The sequence below is a fragment of the Natronomonas gomsonensis genome (assembly GCF_024300825.1).
GTDB lineage: Archaea > Halobacteriota > Halobacteria > Halobacteriales > Haloarculaceae > Natronomonas > Natronomonas gomsonensis.
The window spans coordinates 645,346-662,241 of record NZ_CP101323.1 but is presented as its reverse complement, the minus strand read 5'-3'; the positions used below and the strand labels follow the sequence as shown (position 1 = coordinate 662,241).

At 63.8% G+C, this 16,896-nt stretch carries 14 protein-coding genes; 8 read left to right on the top strand and 6 right to left on the bottom strand.

All coding sequences use genetic code 11. From position 1 onward, the window contains the following. Window positions 1–2,409 carry a DNA topoisomerase VI subunit B gene (locus NMP98_RS03655; protein ID WP_254860202.1) on the bottom strand — a complete coding sequence of 803 codons (2,409 nt, stop codon included), beginning with the start codon at window positions 2,407–2,409 and terminating at the stop codon, window positions 1–3. 154 nt (window positions 2,410–2,563) lie between these two features. Here NMP98_RS03655 and NMP98_RS03650 point away from each other — a divergent pair, with 154 nt between their 5' ends. The 4 genes from NMP98_RS03650 to trpB all read left to right on the top strand — a co-directional run bounded on the left by NMP98_RS03650 (window position 2,564) and on the right by trpB (window position 8,880). Next, entirely contained in the window at window positions 2,564–3,112 is a 549-nt protein-coding gene (locus tag NMP98_RS03650; RefSeq protein WP_254860201.1) for a mechanosensitive ion channel domain-containing protein, read from the top strand. 82 nt (window positions 3,113–3,194) lie between these two features. Continuing rightward, window positions 3,195–5,123 (top strand): DNA topoisomerase (ATP-hydrolyzing) subunit B, encoded by a 1,929-nt coding sequence (gene gyrB / locus NMP98_RS03645; RefSeq protein WP_254860200.1) that lies wholly within the window; start codon window positions 3,195–3,197, stop codon window positions 5,121–5,123. Between the two features lie 31 nt (window positions 5,124–5,154). After that, complete coding sequence (gyrA, locus tag NMP98_RS03640; RefSeq protein WP_254860199.1) at window positions 5,155–7,656, top strand: DNA gyrase subunit A; 2,502 nt, start codon at window positions 5,155–5,157, stop codon at window positions 7,654–7,656. A 63-nt stretch (window positions 7,657–7,719) separates the two neighbouring features. Continuing rightward, a complete protein-coding gene (trpB, locus tag NMP98_RS03635) occupies window positions 7,720–8,880 on the top strand; it encodes a tryptophan synthase subunit beta (RefSeq protein WP_254860198.1) in 1,161 nt (386 codons plus the stop codon). A gap of 18 nt (window positions 8,881–8,898) precedes the next feature. On the opposite strand, the gene rocF is transcribed toward trpB, so the two are convergent. Beyond that, the gene (rocF, locus tag NMP98_RS03630) at window positions 8,899–9,798 is read right to left on the bottom strand and encodes an arginase (protein ID WP_254860197.1); all 900 of its coding nucleotides are present in this window, start codon (window positions 9,796–9,798) and stop codon (window positions 8,899–8,901) included. A gap of 135 nt (window positions 9,799–9,933) precedes the next feature. Here rocF and NMP98_RS03625 point away from each other — a divergent pair, with 135 nt between their 5' ends. Beyond that, window positions 9,934–10,473: an Rrf2 family transcriptional regulator gene (locus NMP98_RS03625; protein WP_254860196.1), complete on the top strand. Its 540-nt coding sequence runs from the start codon at window positions 9,934–9,936 to the stop codon at window positions 10,471–10,473. 97 nt (window positions 10,474–10,570) lie between these two features. Then, the gene (locus tag NMP98_RS03620; RefSeq protein ID WP_254860195.1) at window positions 10,571–11,737 is read left to right on the top strand and encodes an NAD(P)/FAD-dependent oxidoreductase; all 1,167 of its coding nucleotides are present in this window, start codon (window positions 10,571–10,573) and stop codon (window positions 11,735–11,737) included. A 198-nt stretch (window positions 11,738–11,935) separates the two neighbouring features. Here the strand turns inward: NMP98_RS03620 and NMP98_RS03615 are convergent, their stop codons facing one another. From NMP98_RS03615 to NMP98_RS03600, 4 genes are all read right to left on the bottom strand, one after another. After that, a complete protein-coding gene (locus tag NMP98_RS03615) occupies window positions 11,936–12,763 on the bottom strand; it encodes a nucleoside phosphorylase (protein ID WP_254860194.1) in 828 nt (275 codons plus the stop codon). Then, window positions 12,760–13,152 carry a cytidine deaminase gene (gene cdd / locus NMP98_RS03610; RefSeq protein ID WP_254860193.1) on the bottom strand — a complete coding sequence of 131 codons (393 nt, stop codon included), beginning with the start codon at window positions 13,150–13,152 and terminating at the stop codon, window positions 12,760–12,762. Before cdd ends, NMP98_RS03615 begins: the two co-directional genes overlap by 4 nt. A gap of 67 nt (window positions 13,153–13,219) precedes the next feature. Next, a complete protein-coding gene (locus NMP98_RS03605; RefSeq protein WP_254860192.1) occupies window positions 13,220–14,575 on the bottom strand; it encodes a phosphopentomutase/phosphoglucosamine mutase in 1,356 nt (451 codons plus the stop codon). A 168-nt stretch (window positions 14,576–14,743) separates the two neighbouring features. Beyond that, a complete protein-coding gene (locus tag NMP98_RS03600; protein ID WP_254860191.1) occupies window positions 14,744–15,370 on the bottom strand; it encodes an RAD55 family ATPase in 627 nt (208 codons plus the stop codon). Between the two features lie 154 nt (window positions 15,371–15,524). On the opposite strand from NMP98_RS03600, the gene pyrB reads away from it, so the two are divergent. After that, entirely contained in the window at window positions 15,525–16,427 is a 903-nt protein-coding gene (gene pyrB, locus NMP98_RS03595; RefSeq protein WP_254860190.1) for an aspartate carbamoyltransferase, read from the top strand. Then, window positions 16,424–16,885, top strand: coding sequence for an aspartate carbamoyltransferase regulatory subunit (gene pyrI, locus NMP98_RS03590; protein WP_254860189.1), 462 nt, complete (start codon window positions 16,424–16,426; stop codon window positions 16,883–16,885). Before pyrB ends, pyrI begins: the two co-directional genes overlap by 4 nt. The last annotated feature ends 11 nt before the right edge of the window (window positions 16,886–16,896 follow it).

Genomic DNA, 16,896 nt, shown 5'->3' with positions numbered 1-16,896 from the left:
TTAGGCGTTGATGGTGAGTTTCTCGGCTTCGATACCCTCGACGGAGACGTCGAAGTCGGCGTCGCCGTCGATGTCGTACGCAAGCGTCTCGCTGTCGCCGGCTGCGACCGTCGGCGACCACTTCAGGAACCACTCGCCGTCCATCTCGACGACGGTGGCGTCGTCGTGGTCGCCGGGGTTCGAACTGACGATTTCCGTGATTTCGGGGGCGACGTTCGTGTCGCCGTGGTTGTGGACGGTGAGTTCGACCGTCCCGTCTTCGACGCTCCGCTCGATGAGGACGTTGTTCATGATGCGGGCCAGCGAGTCATCGATATCGAGCGGTTCGCGGCCGGTCACCTCCGAGAGTTTCCCGGCCATCTCCGGCAGGATGTCGGCGATGACGTTCTGTTTGCGGCGGCGTTTCTCCATGGACCGGCGCTTGTTCAGATACGACTTCAACTCGCGGGCGGCCTCGCGCAAGGCGAGTTCGATTTCGTCTTCGATTTCGGGGATGTTGGCGACGGCGTCCTTCGACTCGCTCGTGAACGGGACGTTCGTCGACGCGACGTGAATCATCAACACCGCGGGGCCGTTCGGCATTCCCGACCCGCCGGGTTGGTCCAGGCCGTAGTTCCGCCAGTTGATGTTCTTGACCACGTCGACGGTGGCACAGGCGCCGCGCTGGTAGACCAACGGCACGCGGTTTGCGAACCGGAGCACATCGACTGACCCGCCGGCGTCGAGGTCGCCCCCGTAGGCGATGCCCGCCTCGACGACGAAGGGGTCCCCGCCGTGGACCTCGGCGTCTCGGGTCGCGGAGGCGTAGAAATCGGCCTCGTACTCCTTTTCGAGGCCGGCGTAGACGAGTTCCTCCGAAATCGGGGCGAGACAATCCGTCGGCGGCGAGAGGATGTCCGTCTCCCGCATCGCTTCGAGCAGGCGGGCCGCCGTGTCGCGGTCCTCGGCGACGGATTTGACGTTCGGCACCTCGTCGGGGACGCGAACCGACTGTGACCAGACCGCTTCGACGACGTTTTCGCGGGCCGTCTCGCCGAAACTGGCGTCGTCGCGCTCGATGGTCATGTCTGCGGCCCGGTCGACGAACTCCCGTAGTTCGTCACGCGTGACGCGGTTTCGCTGGTCCTCCTGGTCGTCGAACTTGTCGGCCAGTCGGCGGGCCATCGCCTCGACGACCGCATCGTCTTTCCGACTCGTCGTCGCCTCATCGACCAGTTCATACAGGTCCGAACGGCGGTTCGACGTTATCTCTCCCCACGCTGCCTCGACGGCGTTTTCCCGGACCGTCTCCCCGAACGTCTTGTCGTACTCTTCGCCGACCGCCTCGGCGTGTTCGTCGACCAACGTGACGACCTCGCTGTGGGCGACTCGCCCGGCGTCCTCGACGCTTTCGGCAACGTTGGTTGCGAGTGTCTTCGTCGCTTCGGCACCTTTGTTCGAGACGGCAGCGGTAACCGCCGCCCGGATATCGGTGTCCTCGTTGGCCTGCGGTGCGGACCAGGCGGCCTCCCGACCGAAGTGACGGTCCCGGAGGTTGTCCGCGACGCTGGTTGCCGTCTTCTGGCCGACGCGAGTGAACTCCCCCTGCATGAACCCCGTCACCGAGTAGGAATCCGTCGCGTCCAGCATCTTCAGAAGCGTCCCTAACTCGACGCCGTGGGGATGTGGACGAATCTCTTCGGTCTCCGGCGGCAGGTCGTCGGTCGCCCGCTCGAACTTGAACGACTCCTTCGGTTCGTGGAACTCGATTCGCGCGTGAGGGTTGACGACCGCGGTGTATTTGATGTAATCGTGGAGTTGCTGGCGGGCGCGCATGTTGCCCTCCATCTCCAACTCGATGCGCGTCCCGTGGGGTCGCTCCCAACTGGCACCCTCCTCGACGTCGATTTCGGGTTCGTTCGTGTCGGTGTCGATGGTCAACTCGAAGTACTGGGCGTCGCTGCCGTTGTTGGTCTTGGAGGTGATTTTCGCGGGCTTGCCGGAGGTGAGTTGTGAATAGAGGACAGCCGCTGAGATACCGATACCCTGCTGGCCGCGGCTCTGTTCTCGTGCGTGGAACCGCGAACCGTACAGCAGTTTCCCGAAGACCTTCGGCACCTGCTCTTTGGTGATTCCGGGGCCGTTGTCCTCGATGGTGAGGCGGTAGTAGTCGCCGACCTCCTCGATTTCGACGTATATGTCCGGGAGGATGCCGGCCTCCTCGGTGGCGTCTAAGGCGTTGTCGACGGCCTCCTTGATGGCCGTGACGAGCGCCTTCGCCCCGCTGTCGAAGCCGAGCATCTGCTTGTTCTTCTCGAAGAACTCGGCGATAGAGATGGAGCGCTGGCTGCGGGCGAGCTCCTCCGCGATGGGGTCGGGGTCGGGATCGTCACCGTCGCCCTCCCCGAGTTGCGACTGAAACGAGGTCATTCGTTCTGTGATGAATCCCCCGGTACCTAAAACCTCGTCGCTACCGGAGTGAAAGTGAAAGCCGACGGCGTGGCGCCCCCGCTGACGCCTGTCTGACGCCGCGGAGAACGACCGGCGGCCGAACCCTTTTGCTGTCGGCGGCCGCCGTCAGTGTATGGTAACGGCCACGGAGTTCCTGACGAACACTGTCGCTCGGGCGGTCACCGAACTCGCAGCGGGTGTTCAGGCGGCGATTCCACGGGTCCTCTCAGGGTTGATATTCATCACCCTCGCGTACATTCTTATTCGGGTCGTGTTGGCAGTCCTTCGGCGGTCCTTAGAGCAGGTTTACTCGGACCGACAGTCGCTCGTCGCCGACCTGTTCGTCACCGTCGTGGGCATCTTCATGTGGTTCGGTGTCGGCTTGGCGTTTCTGAAAATCGTCGGATTGGGCGACCTCGCGGCGAGTCTCGGCACCGCCGTCGGCTTCATCGCGTTGGGCATCTCGTATGCGCTCTCGGAGATGATAGAGGACACAGTCGCGGGGGTGTACCTCCTCAAGGACCCCGATTTCGAGGTCGGAGACCGGGTATCAGTCGGCAGCGTCGAGGGAACCGTCGCTGCCATCGAACTCCGAAAGAGTCGATTCACGCTGGAGAACGGCGATACGACGGTTCTCGCCAACCGGGACGTGGAATCGAAGTGGACGAAACGGGGCGGCTGAGAGGGCCGCTTCTCGCGCTTTCGCGCCCGCGCGTGCGGGGGATTTATACCCGGTGGGGAGTTAGGGACGGACAGGTATCCAGATGTCTCAGGATAGTGAATACAGCGCCGGGCAGATTCAGGTACTGGAGGGTCTCGAAGCCGTCCAGAAGCGCCCGGCCATGTACATCGGGTCGACCGATACGCGCGGTCTCCATCATCTCGTCTACGAGGTCGTCGACAACTCCATCGACGAGGCACTCGCTGGCCACTGTGACTCCATCGAGGTGGTCATCAACGAGGACGGCTCGGTGTCCGTCAGGGACGACGGTCGCGGCATCCCCGTCGACACCCACGAGGAGTACGACCGGCCGGCCGTCGAGGTCATCATGACCGTCCTCCACGCCGGTGGAAAGTTCGACAGCAAGTCCTATCAGGTGTCGGGGGGCCTCCACGGCGTCGGCGTCTCCGTCGTCAACGCCCTCTCGAAGTGGCTCGAAGTCGAAATCAAACGCGACGGCGCCGTCTGGCGCCACCGCTTCGACCACGGCGAACCCGAAGACGACCTCGAACGGGTCCGCGACATGGCCGACGACGAGGAGACGGGCACCGAGATTCGGTTCTGGCCCGACGACGACATCTTCGAGACGACCGAGTTCACCTTCTCGACGCTCGAATCGCGACTCCGGGAACTCGCCTTCCTCAATCCCGGAGTCGAAATCGCGATTCGGGACGAACGCCCCGAGGACCCCGAAGAAATCGTCGAGTCCACCTTCGAGTACGAAGGCGGCATCAAGGAGTTCGTCGAGTACCTCAACGAGACGCGCGACGTGCTCCACGAGGACGTGGTGTACGTCTCCGACGAAGAAGACGACATCCACGTCGAAATCGCTCTGCAGGCGACTGCAGGCGTTCAGGGGTCGATTCACGCCTTCGCCAACAACATCAACACCCGCGAGGGCGGGACACACCTGACGGGATTCAAGACGGCTCTCACTCGCGTCATCAACGACTACGCGACCTCCAACAGCATGCTGTCGGACCTCGAGGGTACGCTGAAAGGAGACGACATCCGGGAAGGGATGACCGCGGTCATCTCGGTCAAACATCCTGACCCGCAGTTCGAGGGACAAACGAAGACCAAACTCGGTAACAGCGAAGTTCGCGGCATCGTCGAAAGCGCCGTCCACGAGGAGTTGGCGACGTACCTCGAAGAACACCCCGACACCGCAGAATCCATCATCTCGAAAGCCGTCGAGGCGGCGAAGGCCCGAAAGGCCGCAAAGAAGGCCGAGGAGCTCACGCGCCGGAAATCGGCACTGGAGTCGACGAGCCTCCCGGGCAAACTCGCGGACTGTCAAACGCGTGACCCCGAAGATTCGGAACTGTTTGTCGTGGAGGGCGACTCCGCCGGCGGGTCGGCCAAACAGGGCCGCAACCCCGAGTATCAGGCCATTCTTCCGATTAAAGGCAAAATCCTCAACGTCGAGAAACACCGACTCGACCGCATCCTCGAAAACAACGAGATTCGGAACCTCATCACCGCCATCGGGACGGGTATCGGCGAGGAGTTCGACATCGAGGAGGCCCGCTATCACAAGATAATCATCATGACGGACGCCGACGTCGACGGCGCCCACATCCGGACGCTCCTGTTGACGTTCCTGTATCGGCACATGACGCCGCTCATCGAGTCCGGCTACGTCTACGCCTCCCAGCCGCCGCTGTACCGCATTCGGTACAAGGGAGAGACCTACGACGCGATGACCGAAGACGAACGGGAGGAAATCATCGAGGACGTCTGCGACGGCAACCCCTCGCAGGTCCAGCGGTTCAAGGGCCTCGGCGAGATGAACCCAGAACAACTCTGGGAGACGACGATGAACCCCGAGAACCGCATTCTCAAGCAGGTCACCATCGAGGACGCCGCCGCGGCCGACCGGATGTTCTCGGTGCTGATGGGCGACGCCGTCGAGCCGCGAAAGCAGTTCATCAAGGAACACGCCGACGCCGCCGAATGGGTCGACATCTGAGGACGAACGACGAGACACCACCAGTTCACACATGAGTTCAGAGACACCCGAACCTCCGGACGAACCCGCAGACCGAGTAGAGCCCGTCCGCATCGAAGACGAGATGGAGCAGTCATACATCGACTACGCGATGAGCGTCATCGTCGGGCGTGCCTTGCCCGACGCGCGCGACGGTCTCAAACCCGTCCAGCGACGCATCCTGTATGCGATGTCGGAGATGGGCGTCACCGCCCACGCCGGCCACCGCAAGTCCTCGTCGATTATCGGCGAGACGATGGGTAACTACCACCCCCACGGCGACAGCGCGATTTACGACGCCCTCGCCCGGATGGCACAGGACTTCTCGCTTCGCTATCCGCTGGTCGACGGGCAGGGTAACTTCGGGTCGGTCGACGGCGACCCGCCGGCGGCGATGCGGTACACGGAGGCCCGGATGGCCCCCATCGCCGAGGAACTGCTGGCGGACATAGAGAAGGACACCGTCGACTTCGAGAGCAACTACGACGACCGGCTTACCGAACCCGACGTGTTGCCCGCGCGGGTGCCGAACCTGCTCGTGAACGGTGCCTCGGGTATCGCAGTTGGGATGTCGACGAACATCCCGCCGCACAACCTCGGCGAGATAATCGACGCCTCTATCCACCTCATCGACAACCCCGACTGTTCGGTGTCGGACCTCATCGATACCCCGAACTCCGAGGGGTACGTCAAGGGGCCCGACTTCCCGACCGGCGCGAAAATCGTCAACCGCGAGGGGTTGATGAACGCCTACACGGAGGGGCGGGGTCGACTCCGCGTGCGTGCGGACATCGACGTGGAGTACACCGACCGCGGCGGCGACCGCATCGTCATCAACGAGATGCCGTACCAGCAGAACAAGGCCCGCCGCATCGAGCGCATCGCCGAGGACGTCCAGGAGGGCAAAATAGAGGGGATAAGCGACATCCGCGACGAGTCCGACCGGACCGGAATCCGCGTGGTCATCGACTGCAAACGCGGCGCGAACGTCGACGTGGTGAAGAACCAACTGCTCGAACACCACCTCGAAAATACGTTCTCGGTCATCTCGTTGGCGCTGGTCGACGGACAACCCCGGGTGTTGAACCTCAAGGAGATGCTCGAACAGTTCGTCGAGCATCGCCGCGAGGTCGTCCGCCGGCGCTCGCAGTTCGAACTCGAGGAGGCCGAAGACCGCGCCCACATTCTCGAAGGCCGTCTCGTCGCCTTGGGCAACGTCGACGATGTCGTCGAACTCATCCGCGGCAGCGACGACCGCGACGCCGCAATCGCCGGGTTGGAGACCGAGTTCGAACTGTCGACGGAGCAGGCCGAGCACATCGTCCGGATGCAGTTGGGGTCGCTCACCTCGATGGAGGCCGGTGAGGTCGAAGCCGAGTACGAGGAGGTACAGGCCGAAATAGAGCGTCTCGAAACCATCCTCGGCGACGAGTCGGAACTGCTCGAAGTCATCAAAGGGGAACTCCGCGAAATCAAAGACGAGTACGCCGACGACCGCCGCACCGAAATCATCGAGGACGCGGGGTCGGTCACCCGCGAGGACCTCATCGCCGAGGAGGAAGTCGTCGTCGTCGTCACCGAGGAAGACTACGTCAAGCGGATGATGCTTTCGGAGTTCGACACCCAACACCGCGGCGGGAAGGGCATCATCGGGACGCGCCCCAAAGAGGGCGACCGCGTCTCGACGGTGTTCACCGCCTCGACACACGACTACCTGCTCTGCTTTACCAATCAGGGGCAGGTGTACCGCCTGAAGGTGTTCGAGTTGCCGGAGATGGGTCGGACCGCTCGGGGAACCTCCGCGGTAAACGTCCTCGATTTGGACGACGGCGAGGAGATTACGGCCGTCGTCAACACCGACGACATCGACGACGGCTACCTCGCGATGGCGACTCGCGGCGGCTACGTCAAACGAACCGCGGTCTCGGACTTCGAGAACGTCCACTCCGGCGGCATCCGTGCCGTCCGACTGGAAGACGACGACGCGTTGGTCGACGTGGAAGTCACCGCCGGAAATGGCGACCTGCTCATCGGGACCCGGGGCGGAATGACCATCCGCTTCGACGAGGCCGACGCCCGGCCGATGGGCCGCTCCGCCCGCGGCGTCAACGGAATCAAGCTACAGGAGGACGACGAAGTCGCCGGACTCGTCGCGGCCGAACCCGACGACGACCGCGACCTGCTGACGGTGACGCGGAACGGCTACGGCAAGCGGACGCCGCTGAGCGAGTACCGCCAGCAGTCCCGCTACGGGAAGGGCCTCATCGACATCAAAACCGACGAGCGAAACGGCCCCGTCTGTGCCATCAACGCCGTCTCGGAAGGTGACGGACTCGTCATCATGAGCGAATCCGGCCAAATCATGCGAACGCACGTCGACGAGGTCTCTGAAGTGGGCCGAAACACGAAAGGCGTCGTCGTGATGCGTCTCGACGAGGACGACCACGTTTCCGGCGTCGACGTCGTCGACAACACCGGAGGCGACGACGCGTCCGCCGAGGAGACCGACGAGTAGCGATCGAGACCCCAACGCTGTCCACTTCGCAACCGTTTTGTACGGTAGTGCGTACCACTATCCATGTCAGACGCGGACGACAACGAGTTCGGCGAGTTCGGTGGGCGCTACGTTCCCGAACCAATGCTCGAACCCCTCGAACAGTTGGCCGGTGCGTTCGACGACATCGTCGATAGCGAAGAGTTCCAAGCGGAGTTCCGGCACGTCCTCGAACAGTACGCCGGTCGGCCGACGCCGCTGTTCCACGCCGAGAACCTCAGCGAGGCCTACGGCGCCGACATCTACCTCAAACGAGAGGACTTACTCCACGGCGGCGCACACAAAATCAACAACGCCATCGGGCAAGCGCTGTTGGCGAAGAAGGCGGGCAAAGAGCGCATCATCGCCGAAACCGGCGCCGGACAACACGGCACCGCGACGGCGATGGTCGGTGCACTGTTCGACCTCGACACCGAGGTTTACATGGGGAAGAAAGACGTCGAGCGTCAGGAGATGAACGTCTTCCGGATGCGACTGATGGGCGCCGAGGTCAACGAAGTCACCCGCGGCGGGTCCGGGTTGGCTGACGCCGTCGATGCCGCCTTAGAGGACTTCGCCGAGAACATGGACGACACCCACTACCTCGTCGGCAGCGTCGTCGGTCCGGACCCGTTCCCGCGGATGGTCCGGGAGTTCCAGTCGGTCATCGGCAAGGAGGCCCGCGAGCAGGCCAAAGAGCAAATCGGCGGCCTCCCGGACGCCTGCGTCGCCTGCGTCGGCGGCGGGTCGAACGCAATCGGCTTGTTCGACGCCTTCCGGGACGACGACGTGGACTTCTACGGTGGCGAAGGCGGCGGTGAAGGCGCGGACTCCAAGCGCCACGCTGCACCGCTTGCGGCGGGCAACGAGGAGGTCATCCACGGGATGAAGACCCGCGTCATCGACGACGATGTGGAGGTCCACAGCGTCTCCGCCGGACTCGATTACCCCGGCGTGGGCCCGGAGCACGCCATGTTCCGTGCTGTCGGCCGCTGTGAGTACCGCGGTATCACCGACGACGAGGCGCTGGCCGCGTTCCGGGACCTCTCGGAGTTGGAGGGCATCATCCCGGCGCTGGAAACCGCCCACGCCGTCGCGTTGGCCGGACAACTGGCCGACGAGGGCAACCACGACACCATCGTCGTGAACCTCTCGGGTCGCGGCGACAAGGACATGCAGCAGGTCGCCGAGATGCTCGACTTGTAGACGAGTTCCCGACCGATTTCAGAGAATCACTTTTCCGAGGCCACTCGCGATTAACTCGACAGCCAACTCCGCAGTTCTGTTGTGTGAATCGAGGATGGGGTTGACCTCGACGACCTCCATCGACCGGACGGCACCGGTATCGGCGATGAGTTCCATCGCGGCGTGTGCCTCTCTGTACGTGACGCCGCCACGAACGGGTGTCCCGACGCCGGGGGCCTCGTCAGGGTCGAGAATGTCCATATCGAGGCTGACGTGCAGCGCGTCGACTCCGTCGAGCGCCGCGGCGATGGCATCCTCGATGACCGGGACGAGCCCCCGGTTGTCGATGTGGCTCATCGTGAACGCCGTCACGTCGCTGTCACGGATGGCGTGGCGCTCCTTTTCATCGATATCTCGGAGACCGACCATCGCGATGTTCTCCTCGTCGATGTCGGCGTTGGCCCACCGCTTCTCGGCGAACGCCCCACGTCCGAGCATGGCCGCCACAGGCATCCCGTGGACGTTCCCGCTCGGGGACGTTTCCGGCGTGTTGAAATCGCCGTGGGCGTCGAGCCAGAGGATGCCGATGTCCTGGTCCGCGCTCGCCCCACCGACGCTGCCGATAGCGATGGAGTGGTCGCCGCCGAGGACCAAAGGGAGGTCGCCGTCGTCGATGGCGTCGGCGACGGCGCTCTCGACGCGGCGACACACCCAACGCGTCTCTCGGAGGTACTTCGCTCGGCCCTCTCCCGGCGTTTCGGCGTTCGGGTCTCGACCCTCTGGTCGCGGGACGGGCAGGTCACCGGCATCGTCGTAGGAAAGGCCGACGTCTCGGACGGTATCGGCGAGACCAGCGTACCGAATCGCCGACGGCCCCATGTCGACGCCACGTCGGTCCGCACCGAGGTCCATCGGCGCACCGATTACTCGGAGGTCCATACCACCGGTACAGTACCGACCGTCTAAAAACCGCCGCCAGTGCCCTTCACGTCAGCGACCGTGAGGAAACCGAACGCCGGCGAAACGCATTGTCCCACCGTCGGGTTTAAGGACGGAACTATCGAATGATAGCCTATGTCATCAATCGAGCTCACCCCCAGTCAGAAGACGATTCTTCAGGAGCTCATCAACCTTCACCGTGAGTCCGAAAGCGCCGTCAAGGGGGAAGACATTGCCGAACAGGTAGACAGAAACCCCGGGACGATTCGCAACCAGATGCAGAGTCTCAAGGCGCTCCAGTTGGTCGAAGGTGTACCCGGACCGAAAGGCGGCTACAAGCCTACAGCGAACGCCTACGACGCGCTGAAGATACAGGAGATGGACCAAGCGGCGGACGTCCCCTTCCGACACGACGGCGAACTCATCGAGAGTGCGAACGTCCAAGAAATCGACCTCACGAGCGTCCACCACCCCGAGTTGTGCCGTGCCGAAATCAAACTGCAGGGCTCCATCGCCGATTTCAGCGAGGGTGACGACATCACCGTCGGGCCGACTCCGCTGTCGCGACTCCTCATCGCGGGAACCATCGAGGGCAAAGACGACACGAACAACAGCCTCATCCTTACCATCGACAAGATGGAGGCACCGGCGGGCAACGAAGAGGCCGCCCACTGATACCGAGGCACAATCGCCCGAAGGGAGTCGATTCGGCAACTTTCGCCGGCCGTGCGGTTCCAACAGGTTTGTATCGGAGGCATCCCCACTGTCTTACATGACGGACGACGTCGTCGTGCTCGGGTCCGGCTATGCCGGCACCGGCGCGGTCAAACGGCTCGAATCGGAACTCGACGGAGAGGCAGACATTACGTGGGTGTCAGACGTCGACCACCACCTTGTTCTCCACGAATCCCACCGCTGTATCCGCAATCCAGAGGTACAGGAGAAGATCACGTTCTCGGTGTCGGAAATCAAGTCGCCGTCGACCCGGTTCGTACAGGGCCGCGTCGAGGGAATCGACACCGAGGACCGTCAGATTACGCTCGACGACGACTCGACCATCGACTACGACTACCTCCTCGTCGGATTTGGCTCCCAGACTGCCTTCTTCGGTATCGACGGCCTCGAAGAACACTCACTGACGCTGAAGACGCTCGACGACGCCCTCGAAATCCACGAGGCCATCACCGAGGCTGCCCGGGAAGCCTCGCGGAACGACCCCGCACAGGTCATCGTCGGCGGTGCCGGCCTCTCCGGCATCCAGTCCGCCGGCGAAATCGCGGAGTTCCGAGACAAACACCGCGCCCCGCTCGACATCCACCTCGTCGAGGGCCTCGACAACGTCTTCCCGAACAACGACCCCGTCGTGCAGGCGAAACTCCGCAAACTGCTCGAAGAGAAGGACGTCGAGATTCACACCGGCGAGTTCATCGGCGAGGTCGACGAGGAAACCGTCTACGTCGGCGACGAGACGGAACTCGACTACGATGTGCTGCTGTGGACCGGCGGTATCACCGGCCAAGACGCCGCCGAGACGGCCGAGGTCGACAAGGACGAACGGAGCAACCGCATCGAGTCCGCCTCGAACTTCCAGACCTCCGACGAGCGCATCTTCGCCCTCGGCGACGCCGCGCTCATCGACCAGCCCGGACAGGAACAACCCGCACCGCCGACCGCACAGGCCGCCTGGCAGGCCGCCGAGGTCGCCGGCGAGAACATCGCCCGCACCATCCGCGGCCAGCCGCTGAAGGAGTGGGAGTACGACGACAAGGGGACGCTCATCTCCGTCGGCAGCAAGGCCGTCGCCCACGACGTGAAGGGACTGCCTGTCGACACCTTCGGCGGCCCCGCCGCAAAGGCGCTGAAAAAGACGGTCGCCGCACGCTGGATTAAGACGGTCAATGGGTTCGCCGACGCCGCAAAAGCGTTCCCGGACATGTAAACCCACTTTTTGCACACTCCGGCGGTTCCCCGTGGGCGAACACGCCTCCGTGGCAAAAACTTGGGGAAAATATGCGCGAGCGCCTCCTGCCGCGCCCAAAGGGCGCGTTAGTCGGCACTCGCTACGGCGACTCGACGGCACAGCCGTCTCGTCGCCGCGAACCGCGCTCGCTTCGCTCGCGCGGATGCTTTACTTCCGTTACCCATCATCAAGCGACAGCCCCGCGTGCCAGTGGTCGACACCTGCGTTAGCCTTCTCTCGGTCCATCTTCGACAACAGCGCCGCCGCGAGTGAGGCAGTTTCGGCGGCCTTCCGCTGGCCCTCGGTTCTGAACTCGCCGGTGACGCGGTTGGCGTAGACGGTACAGACGGCTCCGGCCCGGAGCCCGTACAGACTCGAAAGCGTGAGGATGGCGCTGGCTTCCATCTCGAAATTCAGGACCCCTGCCGCTTGTAGTTCTTCGATTCGCTCCTCGGCGCCGGCGGCACGGAACCCCTCGAATCCCGGCCGTGACTGCCCGTCGTAAAACGAGTCCGTAGAGCAGGTGACGCCGAGGTGGTAGTCGTGGTCGAGTCGCTCGGCGGCGGTCACGAGCGCCGTGACCACCTCGTCGTCGGCGGCCGCTGGGTAATCCTCGCGGACGTACTCGTCGCTCGTTCCCTCCTGTCGGACCGCCGCCGTCGTGATGACGAGGTCGCCGACGGACGCCCCCTCCTGTATCGCACCACAGGAGCCGACCCGGATGAACGATTCGGCGCCGATGCGGGCGAGTTCCTCGACGGCAATGGCCGCCGACGGCGAGCCGATTCCGGTCGACGTAACCGCGAGCGGTTCGTCGTCGTACATCCCCGCAAGCGTTCGATACTCGCGGTGAGAGGCCCGCTCGCGATACTCATCCCAGCAGTCCGCGATTATCTCGACGCGGTTCGGGTCGCCCGGAAGGAGTACCGGTCCCTCGATGTCCCCGTCGGCGAGTTCGACGTGATACTGTTCGTCGTCGTTCGGGTCTTCGCTGTCGGCGGTCATTCGAGATGCTCCATCGTGATGGTGTTCGGGAGAAGTTCGCCGAGCGTGTACGTCGTCGGCCCGTCCTCGCCCTCACAGACAACGCGGAAATCAGCGGCACAGAACTCCGACAGCGACTGTCGGCACATCCCACAGGGCGTGACGCCGTCCCGGCGGTCCGAACTGACCGCGACCGCTTCGAACTCCCGGTGGCCATCCTCGACGGCTTTCGACAGCGCCAACTCCTCGGCGTGGACGCTGTTGGAGTAGTTGGCGTTCTCGATGTTACAGCCGGTGTACACCGACCCGTCGTCGGTTTCGAGGGCTGCCCCGACGTAGTACTCCGAGTACGGCGCGTAGGACCGCTCGACGGCCTCGCGAGCGATTTCAAGTAGTTCCCTGTCGTCCATACGCCGGGACTCGGCCGCCCAGCGCAAATACCTGCCGTCGACGGCTTCGGCGGCATCGGGGCCGGGGCTACGACACGTCGTCGATGGCCTCGACGACGACCTCTCTAACGTCGCCGACGAGCGCCTCGACATCGTCGCTTTCGGCGTAGATGCGGACGTACGGTTCGGTGCCGCTGGGACGGACCAGCGTCCACGAGGCGTCGTCGAAGGTCAACCGGACGCCGTACTCGGTGTCGACCGACGCCTCGGGGAACGACTCCGGGAGTCGGGATTCGAGAACATCCATCGTTGGCCCCTTTCGGTCGTCGGGACAGTCGACGCTTACCTTCCTGTAGGGTCGCTCGGCAATCGGTGCCCGGAGTTCCGCGAGGCCATCGCGTGCAATCAACGCACCGACGACCGCGGCGCTGGTGACGCCGTCTATCCACGGTCCGAAGCCGGTATGGACGTGTTTCCACGGCTCCGCCGCGAAGACGACATCGGTGTCGGCCGTCCCCGTATCCCGGACGGCGGCGACGCCCTCGTGAAGCGCGCCGAGTCGGACCCGTTCGATTCGGCCGTCGTGCGTCTCGACGTGTTCGTCGATGCGCGCCGAGGCGTTCGGCGTCGTCACGACGACCGGGTCGGCGGCGTCGCTCTGGCGGGTGTAAAAGCCCGCGAGCATCGCGAGGATGGTGTCCTCGTGGACTATTTCGCCTTCCTCGTCGACGACCACGATGCGGTCTGCGTCGCCGTCGTGGCCGATGCCGAACTCGAAGTCGCCGTCGGCGACGAACGCACGAAGGTCTTCGAGGCTCTCGGGTGTGGGTTTCGACTCGCGTCCGGGGAAGTGGCCGTCGACGTTGGCGTTGAGCGCGACGACGTCGGCACCGAGCGCTCGGAGGACTTGGGGAGTCGCGACGCTCGCCATCCCGTTGCCGCAGTCGACGGCGACTTTCGTGTTTTCACAGTCACCGACGACTCGACGCGTGTACTCGACGATGGTGTCGCGATAGTCGTCGAGTACCTCTTCGCGGGTCGAATCTCCCCACGCGCTCCAGTCGGTCGGTCCCGTCCCCCCGTCGACGCGTGATTCGACCGCCTCCTCGGCCGTACGGTCGTACTCCGTTCCGTCGACGAACAGTTTCAGTCCGTTGTCCTGCGGTGGATTGTGACTCGCCGTGACCATCACGCCGCGACGTCCCCGAGAGGCGTAGGCGAGCGCCGGCGTCGGGACGCGGCCGACCCTGACAACCTCGGCGCCGCCGCTTGCTATTCCGGCTTCGACCGCTGCGGCGAGCGCCGGACCAGTTTCGCGGCCGTCGCGGCCGACGACGAACGTCTCGCCGTCTACGGCCGCGGCTCTGCCGACCGCGAGCGCGAGCGACGGCGTCACCGCCGTCGTCGCGTCGCCCCGAATCCCGGCGGTTCCGAACAGTTCCATACCCGGAGTTGTGCGGCGGGCGCACTTGAATCGTGGCGAACGACAGCGCTCCCGTCCGGCAGCCCTCACGCTGTGCTTCGGCCTCGGCGGACTGCCGGCGTCCGTTCAGAGCATGGGCGCTCTGGCCGCGTTTCCGTACATAAATCGTGGGGTGCCGGGGTGGTGACCCTATGCGATGTCGCGGCTGGTGTCGATGTCGACCTCGTCGGACAGTTCCAGTTTGATGACGTCCGAAAGTGCCTGACCACCGCGAAACTTTGGGACGGCGAGGCGGTTCTCGATGCGGTCGCCCTTCACCGAGGTGTCGAGTTGGAACACCAAATCCGCCATGTGTTCTGTGGTGTCTCGCAGGTCGGGAACGTTGCGGCCGTCGAGACAGTGCAGGATCGCGAGTCCTCCCGTGTTGTAGATGTGATTCTGGAGTTCGTTCATGAAGTTCCGATAGCGGGTCGGCTCCTGGCGTTCGAGCACGTCGGCAGGGTCGATAATGAGATTCGAGGACTCCGGAAGCGCGGAGACGAGTTTCGTCGCGTTGTCGAGTGGGGCGTCGCCCGTCACGTCCCGCACCGTCGGGTCTCCCGTCATCGTGTTCGAGTTGTCGATGCTGTTGGAGACCGAATCGCCTGTTCTGTCCAGTGAGAGATACAGCGTCCCGCGAGTGGCCGTGAGTTCGTACAGGAACAGTTCCGCTTGGCTTGCAGGCTGGGCGGTGAGCGCCACGATGCTCCCGGCCGGAATCCCACCGTTGAGCTTCCGGTCGAGAACGTTAATTCCGGTTCTGAGGCGCTCGCTCATCTGTTCGGTTTAGCATGTCCACCTGATTAAATGTTCTGGCAGGGTTGTGTGTTGATTCGGCAAGACAGCGGTTGGGACTGCAAACCACGGGAGCGATGTGCGGAGTCCGGTCGGGTCGGGAGATTCAAGAGCGTCCGGGGCGGGTCTTTCGGTAATGCGCCACGATTACCTGATAAGCGCGAAGCAGTTGTCGCGTGGCGATATCGAGGCGGTGTTGGACCGCGCCGCCGAAATCGCCGACGACCCCGGCGCGGTCGCTCACTCCCACGACAACGACCTCCTCGGGTTGTTGTTCTTCGAGCCGAGTACGCGGACGAAGATGTCCTTCGACACCGCGATGAAGCGGCTCGGTGGCGACACCGTCGACATGGGGAGCGTCGAGTCCTCGTCGGTCAAAAAGGGCGAGTCGCTGGCCGACACCGTTCGCGTCATCGAGGGATACACCGACGCCATCGTCCTCAGACACCCCTCCGAGGGCGCCGCGAAACTGGCCAGCGAGTTCGTCGACGTGCCCGTCATCAACGCGGGCGACGGCGCGGGCCAACACCCCACTCAGACGCTATTGGACCTCTACACCATCCGCGAGAACGCCGGCTTCGACGACCTCACCATCGGCATCATGGGCGATTTGAAGTACGGCCGGACGGTCCACTCGCTGGCCCACGCGCTGACGAACTTCGACGCCAGCCAGCACTTCATCAGTCCAGAGAGCCTGCGACTGCCGCGTAGCGTTCGCTATGACCTCCACGAGGCCGGTGCGCAGGTCCGCGAACACACGGACATCGAGAACGTCCTCGAAGCACTCGACGTGTTGTACGTCACCCGCATCCAGCGGGAGCGGTTCCCCGATGAGAACGAGTACCGGCAGATAGCGGGCGAGTACCGCATCGACGCCGACCTGCTGGAGAAAGCCAAGGACGACCTGACGGTGATGCATCCGCTGCCGCGCGTCGACGAAATCGCACCCGAAATCGACGAAACGGAGTACGCGACGTACTTCGAACAGGCACACAACGGCGTTCCCGTCCGAATGGCGCTGCTCGATTCAATCCTATGACCGACACAGAACTCCGCGTCTCGAAAATCGAAAGCGGCACCGTCATCGACCACATCGCCGGCGGTCAGGCGCTCAACGTCCTCGCTATCCTCGGCATCGACGGCACCTCGGGCGAGGAGGTCTCCGTCGGGATGAACGTCCCCTCCGACCGACTCGGCCGCAAGGACATCGTGAAGGTCGAAGGCAGAGAGTTGAGTCAAAACGAGGTCGACGTGCTGTCGCTCATCGCGCCTGCCGCGACAATCAACATCGTCCGCGAGTTTGACGTGGTCGAGAAACATCGCGTCTCTCGCCCCGAAAGCGTCGTCGGCGTACTGTCGTGTCCGAACGCCAACTGCATCACCACGGAAAACGAACCCGTCGAATCGCGCTTCGAGGTCCTCGACGAGGGCGTCCGGTGTGCATACTGCGATACCATCATCAGGGAGTCGCTGGCCGCACACATCAGCGTCGCATAGGGATGTCGTCG

Bases quoted from the DNA above. Each gene is read 5' to 3' on its own strand.
- NMP98_RS03655 (WP_254860202.1), bottom strand. From the start codon at position 2,409: ATGACCTCGTTTCAGTCGCAACTCGGGGAGGGCGACGGTGACGATCCC.
- NMP98_RS03650 (WP_254860201.1), top strand. From the start codon at position 2,564: ATGGTAACGGCCACGGAGTTCCTGACGAACACTGTCGCTCGGGCGGTC.
- gyrB (WP_254860200.1), top strand. From the start codon at position 3,195: ATGTCTCAGGATAGTGAATACAGCGCCGGGCAGATTCAGGTACTGGAG.
- gyrA (WP_254860199.1), top strand. From the start codon at position 5,155: ATGAGTTCAGAGACACCCGAACCTCCGGACGAACCCGCAGACCGAGTA.
- trpB (WP_254860198.1), top strand. From the start codon at position 7,720: ATGTCAGACGCGGACGACAACGAGTTCGGCGAGTTCGGTGGGCGCTAC.
- rocF (WP_254860197.1), bottom strand. From the start codon at position 9,798: ATGGACCTCCGAGTAATCGGTGCGCCGATGGACCTCGGTGCGGACCGA.
- NMP98_RS03625 (WP_254860196.1), top strand. From the start codon at position 9,934: ATGTCATCAATCGAGCTCACCCCCAGTCAGAAGACGATTCTTCAGGAG.
- NMP98_RS03620 (WP_254860195.1), top strand. From the start codon at position 10,571: ATGACGGACGACGTCGTCGTGCTCGGGTCCGGCTATGCCGGCACCGGC.
- NMP98_RS03615 (WP_254860194.1), bottom strand. From the start codon at position 12,763: ATGACCGCCGACAGCGAAGACCCGAACGACGACGAACAGTATCACGTC.
- cdd (WP_254860193.1), bottom strand. From the start codon at position 13,152: ATGGACGACAGGGAACTACTTGAAATCGCTCGCGAGGCCGTCGAGCGG.
- NMP98_RS03605 (WP_254860192.1), bottom strand. From the start codon at position 14,575: ATGGAACTGTTCGGAACCGCCGGGATTCGGGGCGACGCGACGACGGCG.
- NMP98_RS03600 (WP_254860191.1), bottom strand. From the start codon at position 15,370: ATGAGCGAGCGCCTCAGAACCGGAATTAACGTTCTCGACCGGAAGCTC.
- pyrB (WP_254860190.1), top strand. From the start codon at position 15,525: ATGCGCCACGATTACCTGATAAGCGCGAAGCAGTTGTCGCGTGGCGAT.
- pyrI (WP_254860189.1), top strand. From the start codon at position 16,424: ATGACCGACACAGAACTCCGCGTCTCGAAAATCGAAAGCGGCACCGTC.